This is a genomic window from Agathobaculum ammoniilyticum, assembly GCF_025567315.1.
Classification (GTDB): domain Bacteria; phylum Bacillota; class Clostridia; order Oscillospirales; family Butyricicoccaceae; genus Agathobaculum; species Agathobaculum ammoniilyticum.
In genome coordinates, this window is sequence record NZ_JAOQJE010000001.1 from 359,917 (window position 1) to 382,235 (window position 22,319).

Genomic DNA, 22,319 nt, shown 5'->3' on the forward strand with positions numbered 1-22,319 from the left:
CATACGGTTTTAAAGCGCTTCCACCAGTGATTTGAACAGCTTGCCGCGCTCCATAAAATTTTTGAACCGGTCAAATGACGCGCTGGCTGGACTCATGATGACCATATCGCCCGACTGCGCCTGCGCCTGTGCTTCGCGCACGGCGGTTTCGAGGTCCGGAACCTCAATGATCGGCGGGTGTTCCCCTTCGGCCGCCAGCACGCAGTCGCGTATCTTTGGTGCGGTCGCGCCGGTCAGGATCAGGGTCTTGACATGGGTGCAGATCGGCCCGCCCAGCACATCATAAGGGATGTGTTTATCATAGCCGCCCGCAATCAGGATCACTTTCTGCTGAAAGGATTCCAGGCCAGCGATCGTGCGCGTTGGGCTGGAAGCAATCGAATCGTTATAATATTTGACGCCGTCCTTTTCCCGCACGAATTCGATCCGGTGCTCCACCCCGCCAAAGGTCGTCGCAACCGCGCGGATATCGTCGTCCGGCACATACCCCTGCACAACGGCCGCAGCCATCATCATGTTGTATACGTTGTGCGCGCCGGGAATACGGATATCCGCCGCCGACATCAGCGCACGGCGCGTACCGTCCTCCGAAATATACAGCATATCATCTTTCAGAAACACACCGTTCGCAAGCTCCTGCGTTTTGCTGGTGCAGAACAGGTTGCCGGAAGCGTGCAGCGAACGGGTAACCTCGTCATCCAGATTGAGCACCAAACGGTCATCCGCTTTCTGGTTAAGGTAAATAGCCGTTTTCGCCTGCACATACTCGTCAAAATCCTTGTGGTAATCCAGGTGGTTGGGCGTCAGATTGGTAATCGCCGCAATGTGCGGCGAATGCCGCATCCCCATGAGCTGGAACGACGAAAGCTCGACAACAGCAAGATCCCTTTCCTGCATCTCATTTACGCGCGGCAACAGCGGTGTGCCGATGTTGCCGCCCAGATGCACGGTGTAGCCCGCATGCTTTAACATTTCGCTCACCAATGTTGTCGTGGTCGTTTTGCCGTCCGAGCCTGTGATACCGATGATCGGACACGGGCAGACCGCGAAGAAAAGCTCCATTTCGCTTGTGATCTCCGAGCCATTCTGCCGCGCATTTTCCAGAAAACGCGGATGCACGCCCGGCGTGCGGAAGATCACGTCCTCGTCCAGCGCTTCCAGGTAATGCTCGCCCAGCACGAAGTCCACGCCCAGCGTCGCCAGCGTTGCATAGCCGTCGCCAAGCTCTGTCGGGGTCTTTTTATCATGTACCGTCACACAGACTCCCGCCGCGCGCAACATGCGGATGAGCGGCATATTGCTAACGCCCGCGCCGATTACGCCGACCCGTTTATCCGACAGGCCGCCGAGATATTGTTCCAAAGCTGTCATAATAATGCGTCCACCGCCTTTTTCTCGATGTACAGTATAACCGATTTCATCCAATTTTGCAAGTACAGGTTTGACGGGAACGCTTTTTTGGGGTATACTGGATACCGTGACTGGTGCAGACGGTCGCGTGCGTTATGCATGAGGAAAGTCCGGGCTGCGCAGGGCAAGGATAACGGATAACGTCCGCCGGGGGCGACCCCAGGAATAGTGCAACAGAGAAATACCGCCGCGTCTCCGTAATGAAGACTCGGTAAGGGTGGAAAGGCGAGGTAAGGGCTCACCGCGCCCCATGGCAACATGGGGGGCCTGTAAACTCTATCCGCAGCAACGCCGACAGGGACTATGGGCGGCCCGTCCGTCCCGACTGGCGGCTTGAGGCGCGCGGCGACGCGCGTCCCAGATAGATGACCGTCCAATACAGAACCCGGCTTACAGCACCAGTCATGACACGTCAAAAAAGCGCTCCATACGGAGCGCTTTTTCCTTTTCTTCCCTATCAGTTCAGCAGCCAGATGGCGCAATTCAGATATCCGGCAAACAACAGCCACAGGATGTAGGGTGCGAGCAGCCATGCCGCCAACTTCCGTATCCTGCCAAACGCCGCCACGGCAGCCAGTACCAGCGCAAGCAGAAGCAGCAGCCACAGGAACGACACCCCATACCAGCCGCGGCCAAAGAAGAGTAACGGCCAGACAAAATTTACCGCAAGCTGTCCACCGTACAGTGTCAGCGCGCGCTTCTTGTCCTGACGCGCCGCGTCCGATTTCCAGACCAACCAGCACGCGACCCCCATCAGAATATATAGCACCGTCCATACCGCTGGAAACACCCATGCCGGCGGCGCAAGCGGCGGCTGTATCAAAGCCCCATACTGGTCCATGCTGCCCATGGTGAGCCATGCGGACAGCCCGCCGACCGCAAGCGGCAGCAAAATACTGGCAACCAGCAATTTGCATCAGCTCCTTTCCCCTGCTGTTTCAGGGTATGGAGCTTTTCCGGCGTTTATGTATTTTTCTCTATCCAAAGGTGCGCCGCAGTTTTTCCCGCTCCTCCGGTTTTTCCACCCAGTTCTCAACATAGCCGCAGTCATAGCAGACATAGCGGATCACCGGTACCTTGCCGAGCAGCGTCGCCCTTGTCGTGTAAATATTGTTTCCGCTGGCATAGCGGTACGGATTATCAGAGATGCGGATGCTGTGGGTCCCGCCGCACTTCGGGCATTTTGCGCCGTTTTTCATACCGGTTCCCTCCTTCCCTCAGAGCAGGCCAAGCAGCAGCATTTTCGTTACCTACAGCGCGTCGTCCGTAACCTTCCTATCCTCCTCGTACTCCGCAACCGGACAGGTTTCCGCATCCGTGTCGCAGGCTTTTCCACAGTATTCGCAAAACTTCATTTCAAAGCTCCTTTTTCCGGTAAAGCCGCACGCTGACCCGATAACACAACAGGTATACCATCAGCGCGACCGCCAGACAGCCCAACAGCAAAAAGACAAAGCGCCTTTCATCCACTCCGGCAAGCCAGCGTCCCGCTGCCGCCAGCAACGGTATCCGGATTTCCAGGCTTACTGCGGCAAACACCAGCGCCAGCGGAAGAAAAAATGCAGCCAGCATGATATACCCCGCCTTTTGGATGCCCCATTTAAACGCTACCGCCATCTCCACACCGATCATAATAACCGCGACCGCTTCACAGGCCAGCACGGACACATAATTTTCCATCAACGCCTGCGGCTGCCCATGCGCCAGACAGTAAAACGTGGCAAATACCAGACTGCACGCAAACAGCGTCAGATTGACGGCCAGCGCCAGCAAAAAACGGCTTGCCACCACCTCGTGCCGCAGGATGGGCAGCGACAGGCTCAGACGGTCCCAGCCGGCGGACTGCTCCGCCGAAAAAGCTGTACTGGGGAACATATACCCCATAACGACAAGCATGGAAAAGAAAAAGATCGGCTGCTCGGCTATGACCGCCCATACCAGAAAAATCACCGGCGCAAGCAGCATAGACTTGATGGAAAGGCGAAAATTCATCCAGTCCGCATATAATATCGCTTTCATCGAGCGCTCTCTCCTTTACAGCTCAGTCCTTTGATAGATTTTCAGGCTGATCAGATAGCAGATAAGGTATACGGCGACGCCGACCGTTACCGCCGCCGTAATCAGCAGGCCGAGCCGCGCTTCTTCCGCCGCATCCAGCCATCGGGCGGCCGCCTCGAACACCTCGCCAAAGCCGGGCAGCTTTTCGAGTACAAACATCCCCAACACCGGCACCCAGACGCACGCCATAACGATATACCGGCCTTTTTCGATGCCAAACCGAAAGGTGACCGCCATCAGCACCCCCATCAGGAGCAGGGATACCGCCTCGCACACGAGCAAGCCCGCCAAAACCTCGGCTAGACTGGTTGACGAGTCATAAAACACGCAGTATGCCGACGCCAGCGCCGAACCGATCCCCAGCAGTGCCAAGTTGATCAGCACGCCGATCAAAAATTTGCTGCCGACCACATCGCGCCGCAGGATGGGCAGCGACAGGCTCAGGCGGTTCCATCCATACGCCTGATCTGCGGCGAACAGCGTCGTCGGTATCATGATGCTGAGCATCACTACGATAAAGTTGAAAAACATCAGCTTGTTCCACACCAGCGCGGTCGCGGCAAACACCACCAAGACGAACAGAATCGAGCGGATAGACTGCCGGAAGTTCATCCAGTCCGCATACAGCATCGCTTTCATCGCTGCTCCTCCCCTCTGGTCAGGAACAGCATAATCTGCTCGATATTGGCGGCCTCGACCGGCCAGTTTGCCGGCACACTATCCCTGCGCACCAGCGCCTCGCAGCCAAACGCCCCAATCCTTTTCGCACGCATGGCCGACGGCTCCAGCGCGGAAAGCTGCTCCGCCGTGCAGCGCAGCACGCCGAAAGTATCCAGCAGCTCGTCACGCGGCTCGCTCAGCAGAACGCGCCCCTGATGGATAAAAGTGATATGATCCGCGATCTTATCCAGATCGCTCGTGATATGGCTGGACAGCAAAATCGCGTGGCTGTCCTCCTGCATAAAATCGTAGAACAGGTCGAGCACCTCGTCGCGCACCACAGGGTCCAGTCCGCTGGTCGGTTCGTCCATAATCAGCAATTCCGCTCCGTGCGACAGCGCCGCCGCGATGGAAACCTTCATCCGCATCCCCTTGGAATAATCCTTGATCTTTTTATTACGGTCGATCCCAAAGCGTTCCATAAAGCGGAAGAACTGCTCGGACTGCCAGCTTTGATAGGCCTTGCCCATCAGCACATCCACATGCCGGGCGGTCAGCGTGTTCAGGAAGCAGCCGTCCTCGAGCACCACGCCGATACGCTCCTTCACCGCGCGCTCTTCTGCTATATTGTCCAGCCCCAGCACCTTGATCGCACCCGCGTCCCGCCGGATCAGGTTGAGCACCGCTTTGATCGTGGTGGTCTTACCCGCGCCGTTTTCCCCGATGAAGCCCATCACAACGCCGCGCGGAAGCATAAAGCTCACGTCCTGCAGGGCAAACCCATCATAATGCTTGTACAGCCCATTTATCTCCAATGCGTTTTCCATCATGTTTCCTCCTCAAACAATGTTTCCGCGATCCCCAGGAACTCCGCCTTATCCAGATTGCCCAGATGGGCGGCGCGCACCGCCGCTATCAGGTGTTCCTCCACCACGCGGAGCTGCTCCTCGCGCAGCAACTCGGTATTGCACGGCGCGACAAAGCTGCCGCGGCCGGTCTGGGTAATGATAAAACCCTCCCGCTCCAATTCCTCATAGGCGCGCTTGGTTGTGATCACGCTGATGCGCAGCTCCTTTGCCAGCAGGCGCATGGAGGGCAAAGCCTCCCCCGCAGTCAGCTCCCCGCCGACGATCTTGGCCTTGATCTGCCGTACGATCTGCTCATAAATCGGCGTTCCATCCATATTGGACAGGATTATCTCCATTCCATCCTCTCCTCCCATTTTGTATATATCCATTATATACAATAGTCACGCCATGTCAAGAGGGTTCTTCAAAATATTTTTTGTTTGAAATGACGAAATCTTTTTCTTGTGTTTGTGCAAAAAGCACGTTATACTATTTAACGCGGACAGGATTGTCCCGATTTCAAACGATACAGGCATTACGTCCGCGTTACCGGACAACTTACATTTTTTACAATTTGCTATCTCCTTTTACCTTTCTTTTTTACTTTTTACAGGAAAAGGCAGCCGGAAACCGGCTGCCTTTTCTCTTTCTTATTTTCCTCCGCGTAAAGCATAGAGCGGGAATTGAATGCGGACCTTAAACAAATCCCCGTCCACATCGACTGACAGCGTGCCGCCGCAGGCCTCCACATAGCTTTTCGCAATCGCAAGCCCCAGGCCGCTCCCTTCAGTCGAGCGCGCTTCGTCGCCGCGGACAAACCGCTCCGTGATTTCGCTCGCGTCAAAATCCATCGCATAGTTTGCGGTGTTTTTGATTTCAATCACTGCGGTTTCCTCCCGTTCGTAAACCGAAACGAAGACGCGCGTACCTGCCAACGCGTATTTCACGCAGTTCCCGATCAGGTTTTCCAGCACACGGGACATTTTTTTGCCATCCGCCCAGACCGGCACCTCATGCTCCGGTATATCCACCTTGAGCGTCAGTTTGCCTCCCACGATCGACTGGTCCTGTTCGCCAAGCGCCTGCCGGACGAGCGTGCAGGCGTCCAGCCGTTCGCACTCCATCTGTTCCGCGCCTGACTGTACCTTGGAGATATCGAACAGGTCGCTCGTCAGGTTTTTGAGCCGCAGCCCCTTCTGATGGATGATTTTTGCATAGTCGTTTGCTTCCTCCGGCGTCAAATGCTCCTGACACAGCAGGTCGGCGTAATTCAGGATAGAGGTGAGCGGGGTTTTCAGGTCATGGCTGACATTCGTAATCAGCTCGCTCTTCATCCGTTCCGCGCGGATCTCGTTCTGCAGCGCGGTCTGCATCCCGTCGCCCAGGGAGTTGATATCCTCCGCCATCTCGGAGAAGACGCCGGCCGGCATGTTTTCCAACTTATATTCCAATTCGCCGCCGCGCAGACGCCGCAACGCTTCCACAACACATTCAAAGCCATTGATACGGCTGAGCAGGAACCATGCCGCCGCCGCAAACCAGACCACGCCGAGGATAAAGACCAAAACGCCCTCACCGTAATCTATCATCAGGCCGAACATCATCGCCAGAAGGGAAAGTATGACCGAATATCCCAAAAATATCAGCAGTACATTGCGGGTCTTGTAATTTTTCAGGATTTTTCTCCATACGCTGTTCCCGCCGCGGCCAATGGCATGCCAGCCGCGGCGCAGCAGGTCGGCCAGCCAGAACCAGAGCCGTTTAACCGTCCTCCAGCACCAGCGGCAGGCCCTAAGAATGAACGAGTGCTGTACAAAGCTCCGGTTTTTCAAATTCCGCACCAGAGAAAGCGACAGCTCGACTGCCAGCGCGAACGCGCCGATAAACAAAATGATGCTCGGCAGCAGGAACCACCACATGCCGCCCATGTCCCTTTGCTGCATCCCTTCAAATATCACATAGATATTGAACGCCCCTGCCGCGATCGGCAGTCCAAACAGCAGCAGCAAATTAAGCTCGATAAAAAGGCGGTCAATGGTGACCAGATGGACAGCTTCGTCCTCCCCTGTGCGTCCGGTAACAAACAGCAGACAGATATACGCGATCACCGCCAGCAGGCACAAAACGACCAGGTTACGCAGTATCCCCATCAACGCGCCGCGCTGCGCCGACCATTGCGCCGCATATTCCGCGGCCTGTTCTTCTGTGATGCGCACATAGATCACGCTGTTTTCCGGCACATCCTCTTCCCTGTATACTCCCGACGACGGATCGACATAGGAATACTGCAATGGCATAAACATGTAATCCCCACTAAAATACAAGGTACCGTCCGCCTGCGCCACGGCAAAAAACAGGGACGACGCGGCCTCTTCCTCCGTTAAATCGCTGTTTTTCAGTACACGGTCGCCCATGCGTCCATAATAGTCGCCGATAAAATTCGCCCCACTGAACCGCCGGTCGAAAGTCTCCTGATCCAGCCCCTCGTGCAGCGCGTAGTCTAAATCCGCTACCGTGGTACTGACCAAACCATTCACCAATTGGGAATCCTCAAACCGGTCTTCCAGCCGGTATACCAGCTCGCTGTCGTTCGACCAGCGAAGCATATTCATTATCCCATATTCGGCCTGCGTGACCGCGCCCGCCACGCAGCCAACAACAACCAGAAACGCGACCAGCTTTGCCGCTGTGCTGCGGAATATCTTTTTCACCGTCATGCTCCTTCGCTCCTCTCTATCTTATAGCCCACGCCCCATACAACCTTGAGGTATCGCGGCTCTTTCGGGTTGATCTCGATTTTTTCCCTAATATGACGGATGTGTACCGCAATTGCATTGTCCGACACGATCTCGTCGTTCCACACTTGCCGGTATATTTCCTCGGTTGAGAACACCTTGCCCGGGTGGCGGCAGAGCAGCTCCAGTATTTTATATTCCAGCGGCGTGAGCCGGACGCTTTCCCCATCTACCGTCACAATCTTGCTCTCGATATCCAGCACCAAGCCGCGAATCGCAATCTGCTTTTCCGTTACCTGCATCGCGCCCAGCTGGGTGTACCGCCGAAGCTGGCTTTTTACGCGGGCAACCATCTCGGAAGGATTGAACGGTTTTGTGATATAATCGTCCGCGCCCGCCGTGAGGCCAAGTATCTTGTCCGCGTCCTCACTTTTTGCGGATATTAAAATGATTGGTATATTTTTGCTCTCCCGCACCTTGAGCAGCGTCTTGATCCCATCCATTTCCGGCATCATAATGTCAAGCAGCAGCAGATGCACCGTGCGGCTCATCAGGATATCGAGCGCTTCCAAGCCGTTATATGCCTTTTCCACCGCATAGCCTTCTGCTTTCAGAAATATCCCGATACTGTCCACGATCTCCCTATCGTCGTCCACCACCAGTATTTTCAATTGCTCCATGCTTTCCCCCTCCTCTGCGTTTTATCTTATCAGAGCTTTCTGTTGATTTCCGTTATAAAATTCTTGAGATTTTATTAAGATTTTGCTTTCTTCCGGATACAAAAAAAGAGACGCCCCAAGGCGTCTCTTCTTTCAGTTGGAGGTACCACCCAGAATCGAACTGGGGATCAGGGAGTTGCAGTCCCACGCCTTACCGCTTGGCTATGGTACCATTCCAGTATAAGGATTGTAATGGAGCGGCTGACGAGGCTCGAACTCGCTACCTCCACCTTGGCAAGGTGGCGCTCTACCAGATGAGCTACAGCCGCATATAAATGGTGCCTCCGGGCGGAATCGAACCACCGACACGGGGATTTTCAGTCCCCTGCTCTACCGACTGAGCTACAGAGGCAAATCTTCTTCAGCCGATTCCGACCAAAGAAATGGCGACCCGGATGGGACTTGAACCCACGGCCTCCAGCGTGACAGGCTGGCGCTCTAACCAACTGAGCTACCGGGCCGGATCGCCGCCGCCGTACTCACCAGCGGCGAGATTTATTATATCGAAGATTACGCAAAATGTCAACAGTTTTTTTGCTATTTTTTCATTTTTCCGCGTGCGCCAAAAGCTGCTGCAATTCCCCGCGGCTGAAGGTATATATCTTATCGCAGAACTGGCAGGTCACTTCGCTTTTTTCCTGCTCCGCCGCCATTTGAGACAGTTCCTTTTTCCCCATGCTGATCAGCGCACGCTCGACCTTTTCCCTGCTACAGGCACAGCGGTAGCCGATCTCATCGGTCTGCAAAAAATCCACATCAAACCCATCGAGTACCGCCTGTATAATCTCCTCCAGGGTCATCCCCTGTTCGAGCATGGCAGTCATGGGCTGGAGCTTGGCAAGGTTGGCCTCCAGCCGGTCGATATCCTTGTCCTGCACGCCCGGCATTAGCTGCACCAGCCAGCCGCCCGCACACTTTACTGTCCGGTCGGTATCCACCAGCACGCCCAGCGCGCAAGCGGAAGGAATCTGCTCACTCTCCGCGAAATAACGCGTCAGATCCTCGGCTATCTCGCCGTTTACCAGCGCGACTGTCCCTGTAACCGGATCCTTCAGTCCAATATCTTTAATAACCATCAGGTAGCCGCGACCCACGCCGCCGCCCACATCCAGTTTGCCATCCGCCCGCAGCGGCAGGTCGGCCGACGGGTCCTGCAGGTAGCCGCGCACATACCCATCCGCATCGCCCACACAGACGATCGCGCCCAGCGGGCCGTTTCCCTTGACCTGTACGGTCACGGAGCCGTCCGGCGTCTTAAGCTGGCTGCCCATGATCGCAGTCGCAGTCAGCGTGCGCCCAAGCGCGGCGGTCGCCAGCGGCGTTGCGCTGTGAATCTGCCGCGCGCGTTCGACCAGACCGGTCGTTCTGGCTGCGGAAATTTGAATGCCTGCGTCGCGGGCAAGCGCGCGGAGTAATAAATCGCTCATAAATTTTTAATCTCTCTTTCGTGCTGTAAAATAAATCCGGTCTTCGCCGCCACGAACCGGCGCAAATTCCTGATCCCCATAGATTTTGATTTCGCTGAAACCGGCTCGTTCCAGCATCGCGGTCAGCATTTCAGCCGTATAGATTCGCTCCTCATGCGTTTCCTGCGCACGTGTCCAGTTTTCCCCGCTGCGCTCGAAGATATCGAACTGATAGGCGCACAATCCGTCCTCCACCGCGGCCTGCCATGCGCAGAACACATCCTCGTCCTCCCGCACATAGCAATTTCCGTCCATGCGCGCGAACTTTTCCGGTGTATTGATATCGAACACAAAAAGGCCGCTCCCCGGCTCGAGAAAAAGATGCACCCGATCGAACGCCTGCTGTAATGTTTCCGGCTCGGTCACATAATTAACGCTGTCCAAGCAGCACAGGCATACGTCCACCGTACCATACAGGTCGAGCGCCTCCATCCGTTGATTGAGAAACAGCGGCCTGGGATCGCAGTTCATCGTATTCTGCATGGCCTGCATCAGCATATCGGGCGACGCATCCACCCCGATCATCTCATAGCCGCGCTGGGCGAGTATGCCGGTCAGGCTTCCCGTGCCGCAGGCCAGGTCGAGCACCAGCTTCGGCTGCATCCCTTCGCGCGCGAACAGGCGCTCAAAAAAATCCGCCCAGCGCGCATAGCCCACGTCATCGGTAAACCGGTCGTAGTATGCCGACAGGGTTTGATAACTATTCATGGTCTTCTTTCAGGCGGTCCAGCATTCTGCGGTAGCCATCCGAGCCATACACCAGGCATTTATTGACGCGGCTAATCGTCGCCGTGGATGCGCCGGTTTCCTGCACAATGTCGCTGTAAATGCGCCCCTCATCCAGCATGCGCGCCACCTGGAAGCGCTGCACCATCGCGCGCAATTCAGCGATCGTACACAGGTCCTCAAAGAAGTCGTAGCATTCCTCTACCGTTTTGAGCTTCAAAATCCCTCGAAAAAGGATATCCATATCCTCGTCTTTCAATTTCCGGTTCAACCCCATTTCCTCCTTTCGAAAAATCTTTCTCATTATGATGTATTTATTATAGCACAGCGCTTTCATAGTGTAAAGTATGAAAAAAGCGAACCGCCCCTCCTGACCGCTGCACAGGCTGCCTCAAGAGAAAAACAGGCCGCATCCTTGACGGATACGGCCTGTTCTTATTGCAATTTACAGCTTACGCCTTGCCGTTGCAGCCCAGAACGTTGATCAGCTTGTGGGTGACCATGTCCTTGACAGCCTGGCGCGCAGGCTTGAGGTACTGGCGGGGATCGAAGTGATCCGGATGCGCGTCAAAGTACTCGCGAATGGTAGCGGTAATCGCCAGACGGATATCAGAATCGATATTGATCTTGCAGACGGAAAGCTGTGCGGCATGGCGCAGTTCCTCTTCCGGAATACCGATCGCATCCGGCATCTTGCCGCCATGCGCGTTGATCATCTGGACGAAATCCTGCGGAACCGAGGAGGAACCGTGGAGTACGATCGGGAAGCCCGGCAGGCGCTTAGATACCTCTTCCAGAACGTCGAAGCGCAGCGGAGGCGGAACCAGAATGCCCTGCTCGTTGCGGGTACACTGGTCGGGCGTGAACTTATAAGCGCCGTGGCTGGTGCCGATCGCAATTGCCAGCGAGTCGCATCCAGTGCGGGTGACGAACTCCTCAACCTCTTCCGGATGGGTGTAGGAGGAATCCTCCGCGGACACCTTAACGTCGTCCTCAACGCCGGCCAGCGTTCCCAGCTCAGCCTCTACGACAACGCCGTGCGCATGCGCATACTCAACGACCTTTTTGGTGATCTCAACGTTCTCATCAAACGGCTTGCTGCTGGCGTCGATCATAACTGAGGTAAAGCCGCCGTCGATGCAGGCCTTGCAGGTCTCAAAGTCCGGACCATGATCAAGATGCAGCGCGATCGGGACATCCGGACACTCAATAACTGCAGCCTCTACCATCTTGACGAGGTAGGTGTGGTTCGCATAAGCGCGCGCGCCCTTGGAAACCTGCAGAACAACAGGGGCTTTCTGCTCCTGGCAGGCCTCGGTGATGCCCTGAACAATTTCCATGTTGTTCACGTTGAAAGCGCCGACAGCGTAGCCGCCGTCATAGGCCTTCTTAAACATCTCAGCAGTAGTAACTAATGGCATGGTAAACTTCCTTTCCTAACAAACAAATTAGCCTAAGCTGAATTCTCCCTTTATTTTAGCAGGGTACATTCATAAAATCAAGTCCAGCGCACAAAAAACCAACCAAAAATTGCTTGCTGTTCCCGTGTCCGGCAGCCTGTCCAAAAAATTCGGATTTGCATTGATTTTATTGCGTTTTTATGATACCCTTTAGAATGAAAGAGAATGCAGAGTATTGCGCCCTGATTCTCAACTTTGTTAGGAGGTATATCATTATGAGTGAACTGAAAGGCGCTTGCGTCATCGGCCAGTCGGGTGGCCCGACTTCGGTCATCAACTCTTCTGTTCTGGGTGCGCTGGAAACCGCGCTGGACAACCCGTCCATCACCCGTGTCTTCGGCATGGCGCACGGCATCAAGGGCTTGCTGAACGACGAACTGTACGATATCGATAAGGAAGACCGCGAGGAGCTGGCGCTCCTGCGTTACACCCCGTCCTCTGCCCTCGGCTCCTGCCGCTACAAGCTGGCCGATCCCGATGTGGACGACACCGATTACAAGCGCATTCTTGAAATCTTCAAAAAGTACGACATCCGTTATTTCTTCTATAACGGCGGCAACGATTCGATGGATACCTGCAACAAGGTTTCCAAGTATATGATGAAGTCCGGCTATGAGTGCCGCGTCATGGGTATCCCGAAGACGATCGACAACGACCTGTTCGGCACCGACCACTGCCCGGGCTTCGCTTCCGCCGCCAAATATATCGCCACCTCTTGCATGGAAATCTACCAGGATGCGCGCGTGTATGACACCGGCATGGTCTGCATCGTCGAGATCATGGGCCGCCACGCCGGCTGGCTGGCCGGTGCGGCCGGTCTGGCTACCGCTATGGGCGCGGGTCCGGATCTGGTCTACCTGCCGGAGACCGACTTCGACATGAAGAAGTTCCTGGCCGACGTCAAGCGCATTTATGAAGAGAAGGGCAACTGCTTGGTCGCGGTTTCCGAAGGCATCCACTATGCGGACGGTTCTTTCGTATCCGAGGCAAAGACCTCCGCGACCGACGGCTTTGGCCACGCCCAGCTTGGCGGTCTGGCCTCCATGCTGGCCGATACGGTCAAGAACGAGCTTGGCTGCAAGGTCCGCGGCATCGAGCTGTCCCTGCTGCAGCGTTGCGCGGCGCACTGCGCTTCCAAGACCGACGTGGACGAGTCCTATATGGCGGGCAAGGCTGCGGTTGAAAACGCGGTAGCAGGCAAGACCGACTATATGCCGGGCTTCCAGTGTACCCGCGACGAGAACGGCTACAAGTGCGAAATCGAGCTGCTGCCGCTGAGCCAGGTTGCCAACACCGAGAAAAAGGTGCCGCGCGACTGGATCAACGAAGAAGGCAACGGCGTAAACGAAAAGTTTATCGAGTACGCAATGCCGCTGATCAACGGCGAAAACGTAGGCCCCAAAGTGAACGGCCTGCCGCGCTTTGCCAACCTCAAGAAGATCAAGGCGGAAGCGTAAAACAAAAATACGCGCTCTGCTGCGCGAAACAATGCCGAAAACAGGCAGAGCCGCCAGGCTCTGCCTGTTTTTATTTTCAAGGGGAGGGAACCTATATGACCAAACGCTATGTTACACCTCTGCTTGTCTCCTTATCAGTGGTTGTATGGCTGGCTGCCAGCCTGTATCTGACTGAAGTTTCCGTCCAGTATGACGACGCCGTCCTTTCCAATTCCTACTATTTTTGGTTTTACGCGCCGGCGGCGCTGATCGCAGGCTGCCTGAACAGCAGCAAAGCCGCGCCGCGAAAACCATCCCGCGCGGGCGATGTGCTGATCTTTTTTGTTTTCACAGGGCTTGCTTTCCTGCTTTTTTATCAGCCGGGCGGGATGCGGCGGCTGCCCTATCTGCTGTATGTCTGGTGGCTTGCCTTGCTGCTCCTTTTGCTGCTGCTTGCGGCACTGTACTGGCACATCCCATGCCGCCATCCCCAAAAGAAGCAGCGAACACAGACTCCTCTGCATGGGGCAGCCATCGTGGTGCTGCTGCTGTATCTCTCCATAGCGCTTGTCACTGCGCTCTATCTTGCCGTGCTGCATCCCGTCAGCGTGGAGCAAATCACGCCCATCGGCGAAGCGGAGGGCGGGCGCTTTATAGGCCGCATCACCGGCGACCGGTCACAGAATCCGCTCGGCGTTTACTTTTTCGCGGACGGCGACCGCTGGTACTATTACGACGTTTTGACCGGCGCGCCTGTCAGCTACGACTCCCCTGCACATCTTCATCCATCAAGGTGATCTAAGTATGATAGACATTATACAAGACACCTCCTTTTCCGCTCGCGGCATTCCTTTCGGCATCGCCGAGGTCGTTTATCCCGCGCGGCGCGAATGGGAGGAAGCCGCGTTCCGTGCGCTTGCCGAAAAAGAGCTTTCCGCATGCAAGGCCTGTTATGCAGATTACAACCGCAAGGCAGTCTTTGGGGAAAACCCTTATTTCCGTTTTTTCCGGAAATTTCGGAAAACCTATCCGGTTATGCAGCAGTTTGAATCCGTCCTGTTCAAGGGACGCCCATTTCCGGAGGTCAACCCGATCACTGAGGTACCATTCCTGCTCGAACTGTGTACGTTTGTCCTGTCCGGCACGCATGATATCGACCGTATGGACGGCCCCCTCACCCTGTTCTCTCCTGACGCCAGGCTACCGTTTGCCGGCATGCGCAGCGACAGCACGCACACCTATCCCGGCGACCTGTGCGGCCGCGACCACAGCGGGATCATCTTCAGCATGATCGCGGGCGCGGATACGCGCACCTGTGTTTGTCCGGAAAGCTTTCATGTGTTTTACCCTGTTTTCGGCACGCCGGACACGCCGCGGGAGCTGCTGCGGGACGCGCTGAACCGGCTTTCCGGCTACATCCGCACGCTCGCCCCCGATGCGGCGGTCGAGACTTGCCTGCTATGACCGCGTTACCGTTTTTCCGCTTTCAGGAGGCTTTTCAAAAAAGTCTCTTTTTTCTTGCAGTAATCCGCTCCTTTCACGCGTCAAATGATTGGAAAGGATGTGGAGCCGCTGTGGAAGCTGTCGAAAGCAACGCCCCCTCATACCTACAGGACGAGGACGGTTTTGCGCGCCTGCTCGACGACTGGGGCGACCAGCTGCTGCGCCTATGTACGCTTTATCTGAAAGACGTGCATTTAGCCGAGGACGCAGTACAAGAGACAATGCTCAAGGCGTGGCGCAGCGCCGGACAATTCCACGGCGGGGGCAGCGAAACGACCTGGATCACCCGCATCGCCATCAACGTATGCAAAAGCTATCTGCGCTCCCCTTGGAAGCGCCGCCGCGCACCCGCCGAAGAACTGGACGCGCTGCTTGCCCCCGCAGATGACCCTCATGTGGACGATACCCTGCCCCGCGCCATTCTGGCGCTTTCCCGCCCTTACCGCGAAGTCATCATCCTGCACTATTATCAGGAACTCAAAGCGCGCGAGATCGCCGATATCCTCCATGTGGATATCTCGACCGTCACCGCCCGCCTGTCCCGTGCCCGCAACAAGCTGCGCGAGAGCCTGAAAGGATGGTACTATGATGAATAAGCGCAATATGAGGAGGGATCTCGATATGACCATGGCAAATATCACACTTTCACCCGAACGGCGCGCCCAAATCCTGCGCGGCGTCCGGCCACGCCGCGGAAAGGCCCTGTGTTGGACGACCGGCCGCATCCTGGTGGCCGCTGTTCTGGCGGTGCTGCTGACCTTCTCGGCGTTCGCCGCCGCTGTCCCTGCGCTCCGCACAGCGCTACAGAACGCGCTTGGCAGCTTCGCCGGACAAAGCCAAAGCCTTACTGGCATCGCTATGGAATACGACGGCATCGAGGTGCGGCCGGTGTCCGCACTCTCCAGCAGCACCTATGTCCGCATCTGGGCCGAGGTGCAGGACAAGACGGGCGACCGGTTGCGCGCGGATATGGATATTGACGGGTATGTCGCCGATGTCCCCACTTTGGGCGTATCGCAGTTCAGTCTGCCGCAGGTCATCTCGTATGATGAAGAAACCCACACCGCATTGATCGAATTTTCCAGCACCGGCTATGGCGTTACGGAAAACGTCCCTGTCTCTATTTGCTTTGATCGGTTCCAGCCCCGGCAGAAGATTTCCGACGTTTCGGTTCCGATCGAGCTGGTAACGGCGCAGACGTTGGCCAGCACCACCGCCCCTGACGGTTCGGTCGTCCTGGTCCCTGAGCAAACGCCTGTCGCGCTGGAGCATACCGATTCTGTTCGTTTGTCCTCTTTCGGCTTTGCCAACGATGGACGACTCCATTTGCAGTTGGCTTTCCTCAACGCTGCGAACAGGGAAGACAGCTATCTGATCACGACCGCGCGCAGCATTTCAGGGGGGAAAGACGATGCCGTCTACAACCAGGAGCTTGGCAACAGTATGTTTGAGGAAAACGGGATCTGGTATCAGGATATGTCTTTCAGCGTGTCTCCCTCGGATTTGGGCGACGTTACCTTTGACGATTTAGCTGGCACATTGCTTGTCCTGCCCCCGGTCACCGGCGAATGGTCCACGGATATCACCATCCGGCCGGTTGAAGAGATCACCTACTATCCCAACGTTCAGGTAGGCGGCGCTTTGGTGAAGGAGATTCGCGTCTCTGAAATCGGCTTCTACGCGCTCTCCTCCAGCCAAGGTACGATTTTAGGGTATCGTCCAACCTTTGCCATGACCAAGGACGGCAAAAAGCTCTATCTGACGAATAATTGTATTGAAAGCGGCTGGTGCATTGACGATTGGAATGGCAGCAGTGGAGCCGGCCACGCGATCGACCAATGGCTGTTTGACGAGCCGATCGACCCTGCAAGCATCGCTTCCCTCAATTTTGACGGAGTGACCGTTCCCCTGCAGTAAGCCTGTTGTAAAAAAATCCCCTCTTTTCAGAGGGGATTTTTTACGTCCTCCTTGCAGGAACATTTGTTCGGTGGTATAATAGCCACAGAACGTCCGGCACCGCTGCACGCCAGGCATCGGCAGTACCACAGAATCATCACCAAACGGAAAGGAGACGCGCTATGGAGCAGCAGACACTTTTCGGCGGGGACGATACCCGTCCGCTCGCGGCGCGGCTGCGGCCGCAGGAGCTCTCCGAATTCGCTGGGCAATCCCACCTGCTTGGGCCGGGCAAGGTGCTGCGCCGCCTGATTGAAAGCGACCGCATCAGCTCGATGATCTTCTGGGGGCCGCCCGGCGTGGGCAAAACCACGCTCGCGCGCATCATCGCGAACCATACTCGAGCGTCGTTCATCGACTTTTCCGCAGTCACCAGCGGCATCAAGGAAATCAAGCAGGTCATGCAGCAGGCGGAAGACAATCGCCGTTTCGGAGAGCGTACGATCGTATTCGTGGACGAGATACACCGCTTCAACAAAGCACAGCAGGATGCGTTCCTGCCCTTTGTCGAAAAAGGCAGCATCATCCTGATCGGGGCGACGACCGAAAACCCCTCCTTTGAGGTCAACGGCGCGCTTTTATCCCGCTGCAAGGTGTTCGTTTTGCAGGCGTTGGGTACGGACGATCTTACTTCCCTGCTCTCCCGCGCGCTCACTGACCCGCGCGGCTTTGGCGGACAGAAAATCCACATTGCGCCCGATATGCTGGAGGCGATCGCGAATTTTGCCAACGGCGACGCGCGCAGCGCGCTTTCCACACTCGAAATGGTTGTGCTGAACGGCGACGAGGCGGACGGCACGGTCACGGTAACGCCCGAAACGCTTGCGCAGTGCATTTCCAAAAAATCGTTGCTGTACGACAAAACCGGCGAGGAGCATTATAACCTGATCTCCGCGCTGCATAAGTCCATGCGCAACTCCGATCCGGACGCGGCGGTCTACTGGCTTGCGCGCATGCTCGAAGCGGGCGAGGACCCGCTCTATATCGCGCGCCGCGTGACCCGCTTTGCCAGTGAGGATATCGGCCTAGCGGATTCCCGCGCACTCGAGGTCGCGGTCGCGGCTTATCAGGCGTGCCATTTTATCGGCATGCCGGAATGCTCGGTCCACCTGACGCATGCGGTGGTGTATCTGTCGCTCGCGCCCAAGTCAAACGCATTGTATATGGCCTATGAAAGCGCGAAAAAGGACGCGCTTACCCAGCTCAGCGAACCAGTTCCGTTGGTCATCCGCAACGCGCCCACCCGCCTGATGAAAGAGCTGGATTACGGCAAAGGCTACCAATACGCCCATGACGCCGCCGATAAGCTGACCAATATGCAATGCCTTCCGGACTCTCTTGCAGGGCGGGAATACTACCGCCCGACCGAACAGGGACTGGAAGCCAAATACAAGGCCCGTCTGGAACAAATCAAGGAATGGAAGCGACAGCACCGCGCGAAATGAAAGGAGCCCCCTAATGAGAAAACGCCTATTCCCCTGTGTTTTCCTGCTGGCTGCGACGCTGCTCTGCGTCGCGCTCCCCTCTACCAGCTACCCGCTTTCCAGCGCAATCCCGACAGAATTTACCGTGTCGCCCGACGGCACGGCAACCGTCCGCGTATCGGTGGTTTCCAGTGTGGGCTATGTACGCGACTGCCGCATTGATACGCGTGACGACGGGCTGTATCTGACCTTTTACTCTACCTATGGTCTGAACAATCCAAATGGAGCACGGGATACTTTTACCATTTCCCTGCCCGCAGAATGCGATAGAATTTTCACCTACGGCGGCGGCCACAGCTATTATCCTGTCTATCAAAAGCATACTGAAGCCGAGGAATGGCAGCAGGTCTGAATCACAACAAGCAGGCGGCGGGAATTTCCCGCCGCCTGCTTGTTTTTTACTTTTGCAGCGTCTTGGCGAAGCTGTCCTTGAGAGTGACAATGCGGTTAAACCGCCCTGACTCCCGATCCTTGACATAATAGCCCATACGGACGAACTGAAAGCGCTCGCCCGCTTTCGCGTCCGCGAGAGCGGGCTCGAGTTTGCAGCCGGTCAGCTTTTTGAGGGAGTCCGGATTGAGGTAATCCAAATAGTCTTTCCCCTCAGGCAAATCGTTCGCGTTCTCAATCGTCAGCAGGTTATCGTACAGGTACAGGTCCGCATCGACCGCATGCGCGGCCGACACCCAATGGATCGTACCCTTGACCTTGCGGCCGTCCGCGGGCATCCCGTTCCCTGTCTCAAGGTCGGCGGTGCAGCGGATCTCGACGATCTCGCCGTTCCCGTCCTTGATAACCTCGTTGCATCTCACAATATACGCGCCCATCAGGCGCACCTCGCCGTCCGGCTTTAAGCGCTGGAACTTCGGGGGCGGCACCTCGGCAAAGTCGCTCTTTTCGATATACAACTCGTGCGTGAACGGCGCCTTGCGTGTACCAGCGGCCTCGTCGCGCGGGTTGTTCGGCACCTCAAATTCCTCGCACTGGTTCGCCGGATAGTTGGTAATAACCAGCTTGACCGGCTCGGTGACCGCCATGCGGCGCAGCGCGGTGTCGTTCAGCTCCTCACGGATACAGTGCTCAAGCAGCTTGATATCCACCAACGAATCCGCCTTGGCCACGCCCGCGCGCTGGACGAAATCCAGGATGGCGCTCGGCGTGTAGCCGCGGCGGCGTAGCGCGCACAGTGTGGGCATACGCGGGTCGTCCCAGCCCTCCACATGGTGCTCGAACACGAGCTGGCGCAGGTAACGCTTGCTCATGACCGTATGCGTCATGTTCAGACGGGCGAACTCGCGCTGCTTGGGATGATGCGGCAGCGGGCAGTTGTCCACGACCCACTCGTACAGCGGGCGGTGGTTTTCAAACTCGATCGAGCAGAGCGAATGCGTGATACCCTCGATCGCATCCTGAATCGGGTGGGCAAAGTCATACAGCGGATAGATACACCACTTATCCCCCTGACGGTGGTGGTGCGCCCGCACGATACGGTAAATCGCCGGATCGCGCAGGTTCATGTTCGGGCTGGCCATATCGATTTTGGCGCGCAGCGTTTTGGAACCATCCGCAAACTTGCCCGCGCGCATATCCGCGAACAGCTGCAGGTTCTCCTCCACCGGACGGTCGCGGTAGGGGCTGGGCTTGCCCTGCACGGTCAGCGAGCCGCGGTAGCTGCGCATCTCCTCCTGCGTCAGGTCGTCCACATAAGCCTTGCCAGCCTTGATGAGCGCCACCGCGCAGTCGTAGCAGGTTTCAAAATAATCCGATCCATAGAACACACCGCCCGTGGGTTCCTCGCCGGTCAGCCATTTGATATCCTCCCAGATGGAGTCCACATACTCTGTGTCCTCCTTAACCGGATTGGTGTCGTCATAACGGAGGTTGAATTTTCCGTTATACTTTTTCGAGATCGACCAGTTAATAAAGATCGCCTTGGCTGAACCGATATGCAGATAGCCGTTCGGCTCGGGTGGGAAGCGGGTATGGATCTGCTCGTTCAGCCCCGCCTCCAGGTCTGCGTCAATGATCTCGGTCAGAAAGTTACTTACGTTTTCCATCATAGCGTTATTAATTCCCCCAAAAGCGGATCAAAGCACATCCGCACATTTTTTCAGGCGCTCGAGTACCTTTTCGCGCCCCATAATGCTCATGACCGTCTGTAGGTCGGGCGCGTTCTGCCGTCCGGCGACCGCCACGCGCACCACCATGGACACGTCGCCCACCGCGCCCTTGTAGGCGGACGGGTCGGCCTTATACGCTTTGGTGTCCGTTGCATAACCGTGCTGGGACGCGATCTGCTTCATTTTTTCAAAAAAGCTGTCCGGCGTGTCGTCTTCGTCAAACACGGCCGCGAAGTCAGTCAGGATGATCCTGGCATCCTCCGCAGGCACGCGCTCGGGCATAGTGTAGTCCGGCCGGAACAGCTCGTCAAACATAAAGTCCATATAGCCCTTGGCATCCGACCAAAGCGCCAGGTCCTTGCGCGGCTTTTTGCCGCCGCGGCCGATCGCGAGGTACGCCTTGGAGCGCGCCGGATCGCGCGTGAGCAGTGCGTGGAACGCGGGATCGTTTGCCGCGCTCCAGTCCGCGATATAGCTGTATACGGTATCCGCATCCATGCGGGAGATAACGTTTTTGGACACGTCGCGCAGTTTTTCGATATCGAACAGCGCGCCCGAACCGCTCATCTTCTTGGTCGAGAACGGGAAGTCGTTCATCGGCGCGTCCGGATTGGCGCGCCGCCACTCCTCAAAGTTAGAATTTAAAAGCGTCATCAGGTATTCCAGCACCGCAGGTACCGGATACCCCTCCTGCGCGTAGAACGTGAGCGCGAGCTCTGGGTCCTTGCGCTTCGACAGCTTGCGCTTTCCGCCAGTCTCCGGATCGATCTTCATCAACTGTGCGGTGTGCGCGTACTTGGGCGCTTTCCAGCCCATAGCACGAAACAACTGCAGGTGTACTGGCAGGGTTGCGAGCCACTCCTCGCCGCGCACAACGACCGTCGTACCCATCAGGTGGTCATCCACCACATGCGCGAAATGATAGGTCGGGATACCGTCCGACTTGAGGATGACCACGTCCTGATCATTCTCCGTGACCTCCATCTTACCCTTGACCAGATCCTCATGACGAACCTTGTTTTCAATGCTGCCCTCCGAACGGAAACGCACCACATAGGGCGTACCCTTGTTCAGTTCGGCCTCGATCTCCTCCATCGGCCGGTCGCGCCACACGGCATATTTGCCGTAGTAGCCGAAGTTCTCCTTGTTCGCTTCCTGTGCGGCGTGCGCCGCGGCCAGCTCCTCCTCGGTGCAGAAGCACGGATAGGCCATGCCGCGCTGCACGAGCGACTTGACAAAGGTCTGGTATATCTCCGCGCGCTGGGACTGGCGGTAGGGGCCGTAAACACCGTTGTCGCCATCGAGCGACGCGCCCTCGTCGAACGGCAGGCCAAACGAGGAGAACGCCTCGATGATGGTCTGCACGCCGCCCTCTACCTCGCGCTTTTTGTCCGTATCCTCAATACGCAGGTAGAACACGCCGCCCGACTGATGCGCCAGACGCTCGTCCACCAGCGCGCCGTACAGGTTGCCCAGGTGCATGAAGCCCGTGGGGCTTGGCCCCATGCGGGTCACCTTCGCGCCCTCCGGAAGCTGGCGCTTCGGGTAGCGCGCCTCGATCTCCTCCGGCGTGGTATGGATATGCGGAAACAGACGTTCCGCCAACAGATGATAGTCCATGATATTCACTCCAATATTCCTGCAAGGGTATAATTGCCCAGATTATGATTATTTTATCACACCGGACGTTCTCATGCAATGCAAAAACCATATAAAAAGCAGCCGGAACATGCCGGCT

General features: G+C 56.5%; 22 protein-coding genes, 4 tRNA genes and 1 other RNA gene. 8 read left to right on the plus strand and 19 right to left on the minus strand.

Translation table 11 applies throughout. The features are described 5' to 3' along the window. Positions 1-9: 9 nt before the first annotated feature. Positions 10-1,371, minus strand: a complete 1,362-nt coding sequence (murD, locus tag OCV66_RS01775; RefSeq protein ID WP_054326032.1) for a UDP-N-acetylmuramoyl-L-alanine--D-glutamate ligase — start codon at positions 1,369-1,371, stop codon at positions 10-12. Between the two features lie 107 nt (positions 1,372-1,478). Here murD and rnpB point away from each other — a divergent pair. Next, positions 1,479-1,819, plus strand: an RNA gene (rnpB, locus tag OCV66_RS01780) — RNase P RNA component class A. Positions 1,820-1,867: 48 nt separating this feature from the next. Here rnpB and OCV66_RS01785 read toward each other — a convergent pair. The 16 genes from OCV66_RS01785 to fba all read right to left on the minus strand — a co-directional run bounded on the left by OCV66_RS01785 (position 1,868) and on the right by fba (position 12,043). Then, a complete protein-coding gene (locus OCV66_RS01785) occupies positions 1,868-2,320 on the minus strand; it encodes a TspO/MBR family protein (RefSeq protein ID WP_054326033.1) in 453 nt (150 codons plus the stop codon). A gap of 67 nt (positions 2,321-2,387) precedes the next feature. After that, positions 2,388-2,609: a hypothetical protein gene (locus tag OCV66_RS01790; RefSeq protein WP_054326034.1), complete on the minus strand. Its 222-nt coding sequence runs from the start codon at positions 2,607-2,609 to the stop codon at positions 2,388-2,390. Between the two features lie 157 nt (positions 2,610-2,766). After that, entirely contained in the window at positions 2,767-3,429 is a 663-nt protein-coding gene (locus OCV66_RS01795) for an ABC-2 transporter permease (RefSeq protein ID WP_054326035.1), read from the minus strand. A 15-nt stretch (positions 3,430-3,444) separates the two neighbouring features. After that, positions 3,445-4,107 carry an ABC-2 transporter permease gene (locus OCV66_RS01800; RefSeq protein ID WP_147573710.1) on the minus strand — a complete coding sequence of 221 codons (663 nt, stop codon included), beginning with the start codon at positions 4,105-4,107 and terminating at the stop codon, positions 3,445-3,447. Further along, complete coding sequence (locus OCV66_RS01805) at positions 4,104-4,958, minus strand: ABC transporter ATP-binding protein (RefSeq protein ID WP_242977799.1); 855 nt, start codon at positions 4,956-4,958, stop codon at positions 4,104-4,106. The genes OCV66_RS01800 and OCV66_RS01805 overlap by 4 nt, the downstream gene beginning before the upstream one ends. Beyond that, the gene (locus OCV66_RS01810) at positions 4,955-5,332 is read right to left on the minus strand and encodes a GntR family transcriptional regulator (RefSeq protein ID WP_054326038.1); all 378 of its coding nucleotides are present in this window, start codon (positions 5,330-5,332) and stop codon (positions 4,955-4,957) included. Before OCV66_RS01810 ends, OCV66_RS01805 begins: the two co-directional genes overlap by 4 nt. Positions 5,333-5,626: 294 nt before the next feature. Next, complete coding sequence (locus OCV66_RS01815; RefSeq protein WP_147573711.1) at positions 5,627-7,693, minus strand: sensor histidine kinase; 2,067 nt, start codon at positions 7,691-7,693, stop codon at positions 5,627-5,629. Continuing rightward, positions 7,690-8,382 (minus strand): response regulator transcription factor, encoded by a 693-nt coding sequence (locus OCV66_RS01820; protein ID WP_107632109.1) that lies wholly within the window; start codon positions 8,380-8,382, stop codon positions 7,690-7,692. Before OCV66_RS01820 ends, OCV66_RS01815 begins: the two co-directional genes overlap by 4 nt. Before the next feature lie 146 nt (positions 8,383-8,528). Further along, positions 8,529-8,602 (minus strand) — tRNA-Cys (locus tag OCV66_RS01825). Positions 8,603-8,623: 21 nt separating this feature from the next. Then, positions 8,624-8,699 (minus strand) — tRNA-Gly (locus OCV66_RS01830). Between the two features lie 7 nt (positions 8,700-8,706). Continuing rightward, positions 8,707-8,782: transfer RNA gene (locus OCV66_RS01835), tRNA-Phe, on the minus strand. Positions 8,783-8,814: 32 nt separating this feature from the next. Further along, positions 8,815-8,891, minus strand: a tRNA-Asp gene (locus OCV66_RS01840). An 84-nt stretch (positions 8,892-8,975) separates the two neighbouring features. Continuing rightward, positions 8,976-9,857, minus strand: a complete 882-nt coding sequence (gene hslO / locus OCV66_RS01845) for an Hsp33 family molecular chaperone HslO (protein ID WP_147573712.1) — start codon at positions 9,855-9,857, stop codon at positions 8,976-8,978. A 6-nt stretch (positions 9,858-9,863) separates the two neighbouring features. After that, positions 9,864-10,604: a class I SAM-dependent DNA methyltransferase gene (locus tag OCV66_RS01850; RefSeq protein WP_147573713.1), complete on the minus strand. Its 741-nt coding sequence runs from the start codon at positions 10,602-10,604 to the stop codon at positions 9,864-9,866. After that, on the minus strand, positions 10,597-10,893 hold the full coding sequence (locus OCV66_RS01855; protein ID WP_054326081.1) for a YerC/YecD family TrpR-related protein: 297 nt from the start codon (positions 10,891-10,893) through the stop codon (positions 10,597-10,599). The genes OCV66_RS01850 and OCV66_RS01855 overlap by 8 nt, the downstream gene beginning before the upstream one ends. A 181-nt stretch (positions 10,894-11,074) precedes the next feature. Then, a complete protein-coding gene (gene fba, locus OCV66_RS01860; RefSeq protein WP_054326044.1) occupies positions 11,075-12,043 on the minus strand; it encodes a class II fructose-1,6-bisphosphate aldolase in 969 nt (322 codons plus the stop codon). Between the two features lie 254 nt (positions 12,044-12,297). Here fba and OCV66_RS01865 point away from each other — a divergent pair, with 254 nt between their 5' ends. The 7 genes from OCV66_RS01865 (at position 12,298) to OCV66_RS01895 (ending at position 18,813) form a co-directional block, all read left to right on the plus strand. Then, complete coding sequence (locus OCV66_RS01865; protein ID WP_054326045.1) at positions 12,298-13,539, plus strand: 6-phosphofructokinase; 1,242 nt, start codon at positions 12,298-12,300, stop codon at positions 13,537-13,539. Positions 13,540-13,634: 95 nt separating this feature from the next. Further along, entirely contained in the window at positions 13,635-14,315 is a 681-nt protein-coding gene (locus OCV66_RS01870) for a hypothetical protein (protein WP_054326046.1), read from the plus strand. A 7-nt stretch (positions 14,316-14,322) separates the two neighbouring features. Next, positions 14,323-14,982 carry a hypothetical protein gene (locus tag OCV66_RS01875; RefSeq protein ID WP_147573714.1) on the plus strand — a complete coding sequence of 220 codons (660 nt, stop codon included), beginning with the start codon at positions 14,323-14,325 and terminating at the stop codon, positions 14,980-14,982. A gap of 110 nt (positions 14,983-15,092) precedes the next feature. Next, positions 15,093-15,617: an RNA polymerase sigma factor gene (locus OCV66_RS01880; RefSeq protein WP_054326048.1), complete on the plus strand. Its 525-nt coding sequence runs from the start codon at positions 15,093-15,095 to the stop codon at positions 15,615-15,617. Between the two features lie 25 nt (positions 15,618-15,642). Continuing rightward, a complete protein-coding gene (locus OCV66_RS01885) occupies positions 15,643-16,938 on the plus strand; it encodes a hypothetical protein (protein WP_054326049.1) in 1,296 nt (431 codons plus the stop codon). Positions 16,939-17,099: 161 nt separating this feature from the next. Continuing rightward, complete coding sequence (locus OCV66_RS01890) at positions 17,100-18,422, plus strand: replication-associated recombination protein A (RefSeq protein ID WP_054326050.1); 1,323 nt, start codon at positions 17,100-17,102, stop codon at positions 18,420-18,422. A 13-nt stretch (positions 18,423-18,435) separates the two neighbouring features. Beyond that, complete coding sequence (locus OCV66_RS01895) at positions 18,436-18,813, plus strand: hypothetical protein (RefSeq protein WP_054326051.1); 378 nt, start codon at positions 18,436-18,438, stop codon at positions 18,811-18,813. A 46-nt stretch (positions 18,814-18,859) separates the two neighbouring features. Here OCV66_RS01895 and OCV66_RS01900 read toward each other — a convergent pair whose 3' ends face one another. Then, positions 18,860-20,518, minus strand: a complete 1,659-nt coding sequence (locus OCV66_RS01900) for a glutamine--tRNA ligase/YqeY domain fusion protein (RefSeq protein WP_054326082.1) — start codon at positions 20,516-20,518, stop codon at positions 18,860-18,862. A gap of 30 nt (positions 20,519-20,548) precedes the next feature. Continuing rightward, a complete protein-coding gene (locus tag OCV66_RS01905) occupies positions 20,549-22,201 on the minus strand; it encodes a glutamate--tRNA ligase (protein ID WP_186949466.1) in 1,653 nt (550 codons plus the stop codon). Positions 22,202-22,319 lie beyond the last annotated feature (118 nt).

Bases quoted from the DNA above. Each gene is read 5' to 3' on its own strand.
- murD (WP_054326032.1), bottom strand. From the start codon at position 1,371: ATGACAGCTTTGGAACAATATCTCGGCGGCCTGTCGGATAAACGGGTC.
- OCV66_RS01790 (WP_054326034.1), bottom strand. From the start codon at position 2,609: ATGAAAAACGGCGCAAAATGCCCGAAGTGCGGCGGGACCCACAGCATC.
- OCV66_RS01795 (WP_054326035.1), bottom strand. From the start codon at position 3,429: ATGAAAGCGATATTATATGCGGACTGGATGAATTTTCGCCTTTCCATC.
- OCV66_RS01800 (WP_147573710.1), bottom strand. From the start codon at position 4,107: ATGAAAGCGATGCTGTATGCGGACTGGATGAACTTCCGGCAGTCTATC.
- OCV66_RS01805 (WP_242977799.1), bottom strand. From the start codon at position 4,958: ATGATGGAAAACGCATTGGAGATAAATGGGCTGTACAAGCATTATGAT.
- OCV66_RS01810 (WP_054326038.1), bottom strand. From the start codon at position 5,332: ATGGAGATAATCCTGTCCAATATGGATGGAACGCCGATTTATGAGCAG.
- OCV66_RS01815 (WP_147573711.1), bottom strand. From the start codon at position 7,693: ATGACGGTGAAAAAGATATTCCGCAGCACAGCGGCAAAGCTGGTCGCG.
- hslO (WP_147573712.1), bottom strand. From the start codon at position 9,857: ATGAGCGATTTATTACTCCGCGCGCTTGCCCGCGACGCAGGCATTCAA.
- OCV66_RS01850 (WP_147573713.1), bottom strand. From the start codon at position 10,604: ATGAATAGTTATCAAACCCTGTCGGCATACTACGACCGGTTTACCGAT.
- fba (WP_054326044.1), bottom strand. From the start codon at position 12,043: ATGCCATTAGTTACTACTGCTGAGATGTTTAAGAAGGCCTATGACGGC.
- OCV66_RS01865 (WP_054326045.1), top strand. From the start codon at position 12,298: ATGAGTGAACTGAAAGGCGCTTGCGTCATCGGCCAGTCGGGTGGCCCG.
- OCV66_RS01870 (WP_054326046.1), top strand. From the start codon at position 13,635: ATGACCAAACGCTATGTTACACCTCTGCTTGTCTCCTTATCAGTGGTT.
- OCV66_RS01875 (WP_147573714.1), top strand. From the start codon at position 14,323: ATGATAGACATTATACAAGACACCTCCTTTTCCGCTCGCGGCATTCCT.
- OCV66_RS01885 (WP_054326049.1), top strand. From the start codon at position 15,643: ATGACCATGGCAAATATCACACTTTCACCCGAACGGCGCGCCCAAATC.
- OCV66_RS01890 (WP_054326050.1), top strand. From the start codon at position 17,100: ATGGAGCAGCAGACACTTTTCGGCGGGGACGATACCCGTCCGCTCGCG.
- OCV66_RS01895 (WP_054326051.1), top strand. From the start codon at position 18,436: ATGAGAAAACGCCTATTCCCCTGTGTTTTCCTGCTGGCTGCGACGCTG.
- OCV66_RS01900 (WP_054326082.1), bottom strand. From the start codon at position 20,518: ATGGAAAACGTAAGTAACTTTCTGACCGAGATCATTGACGCAGACCTG.
- OCV66_RS01905 (WP_186949466.1), bottom strand. From the start codon at position 22,201: ATGGACTATCATCTGTTGGCGGAACGTCTGTTTCCGCATATCCATACC.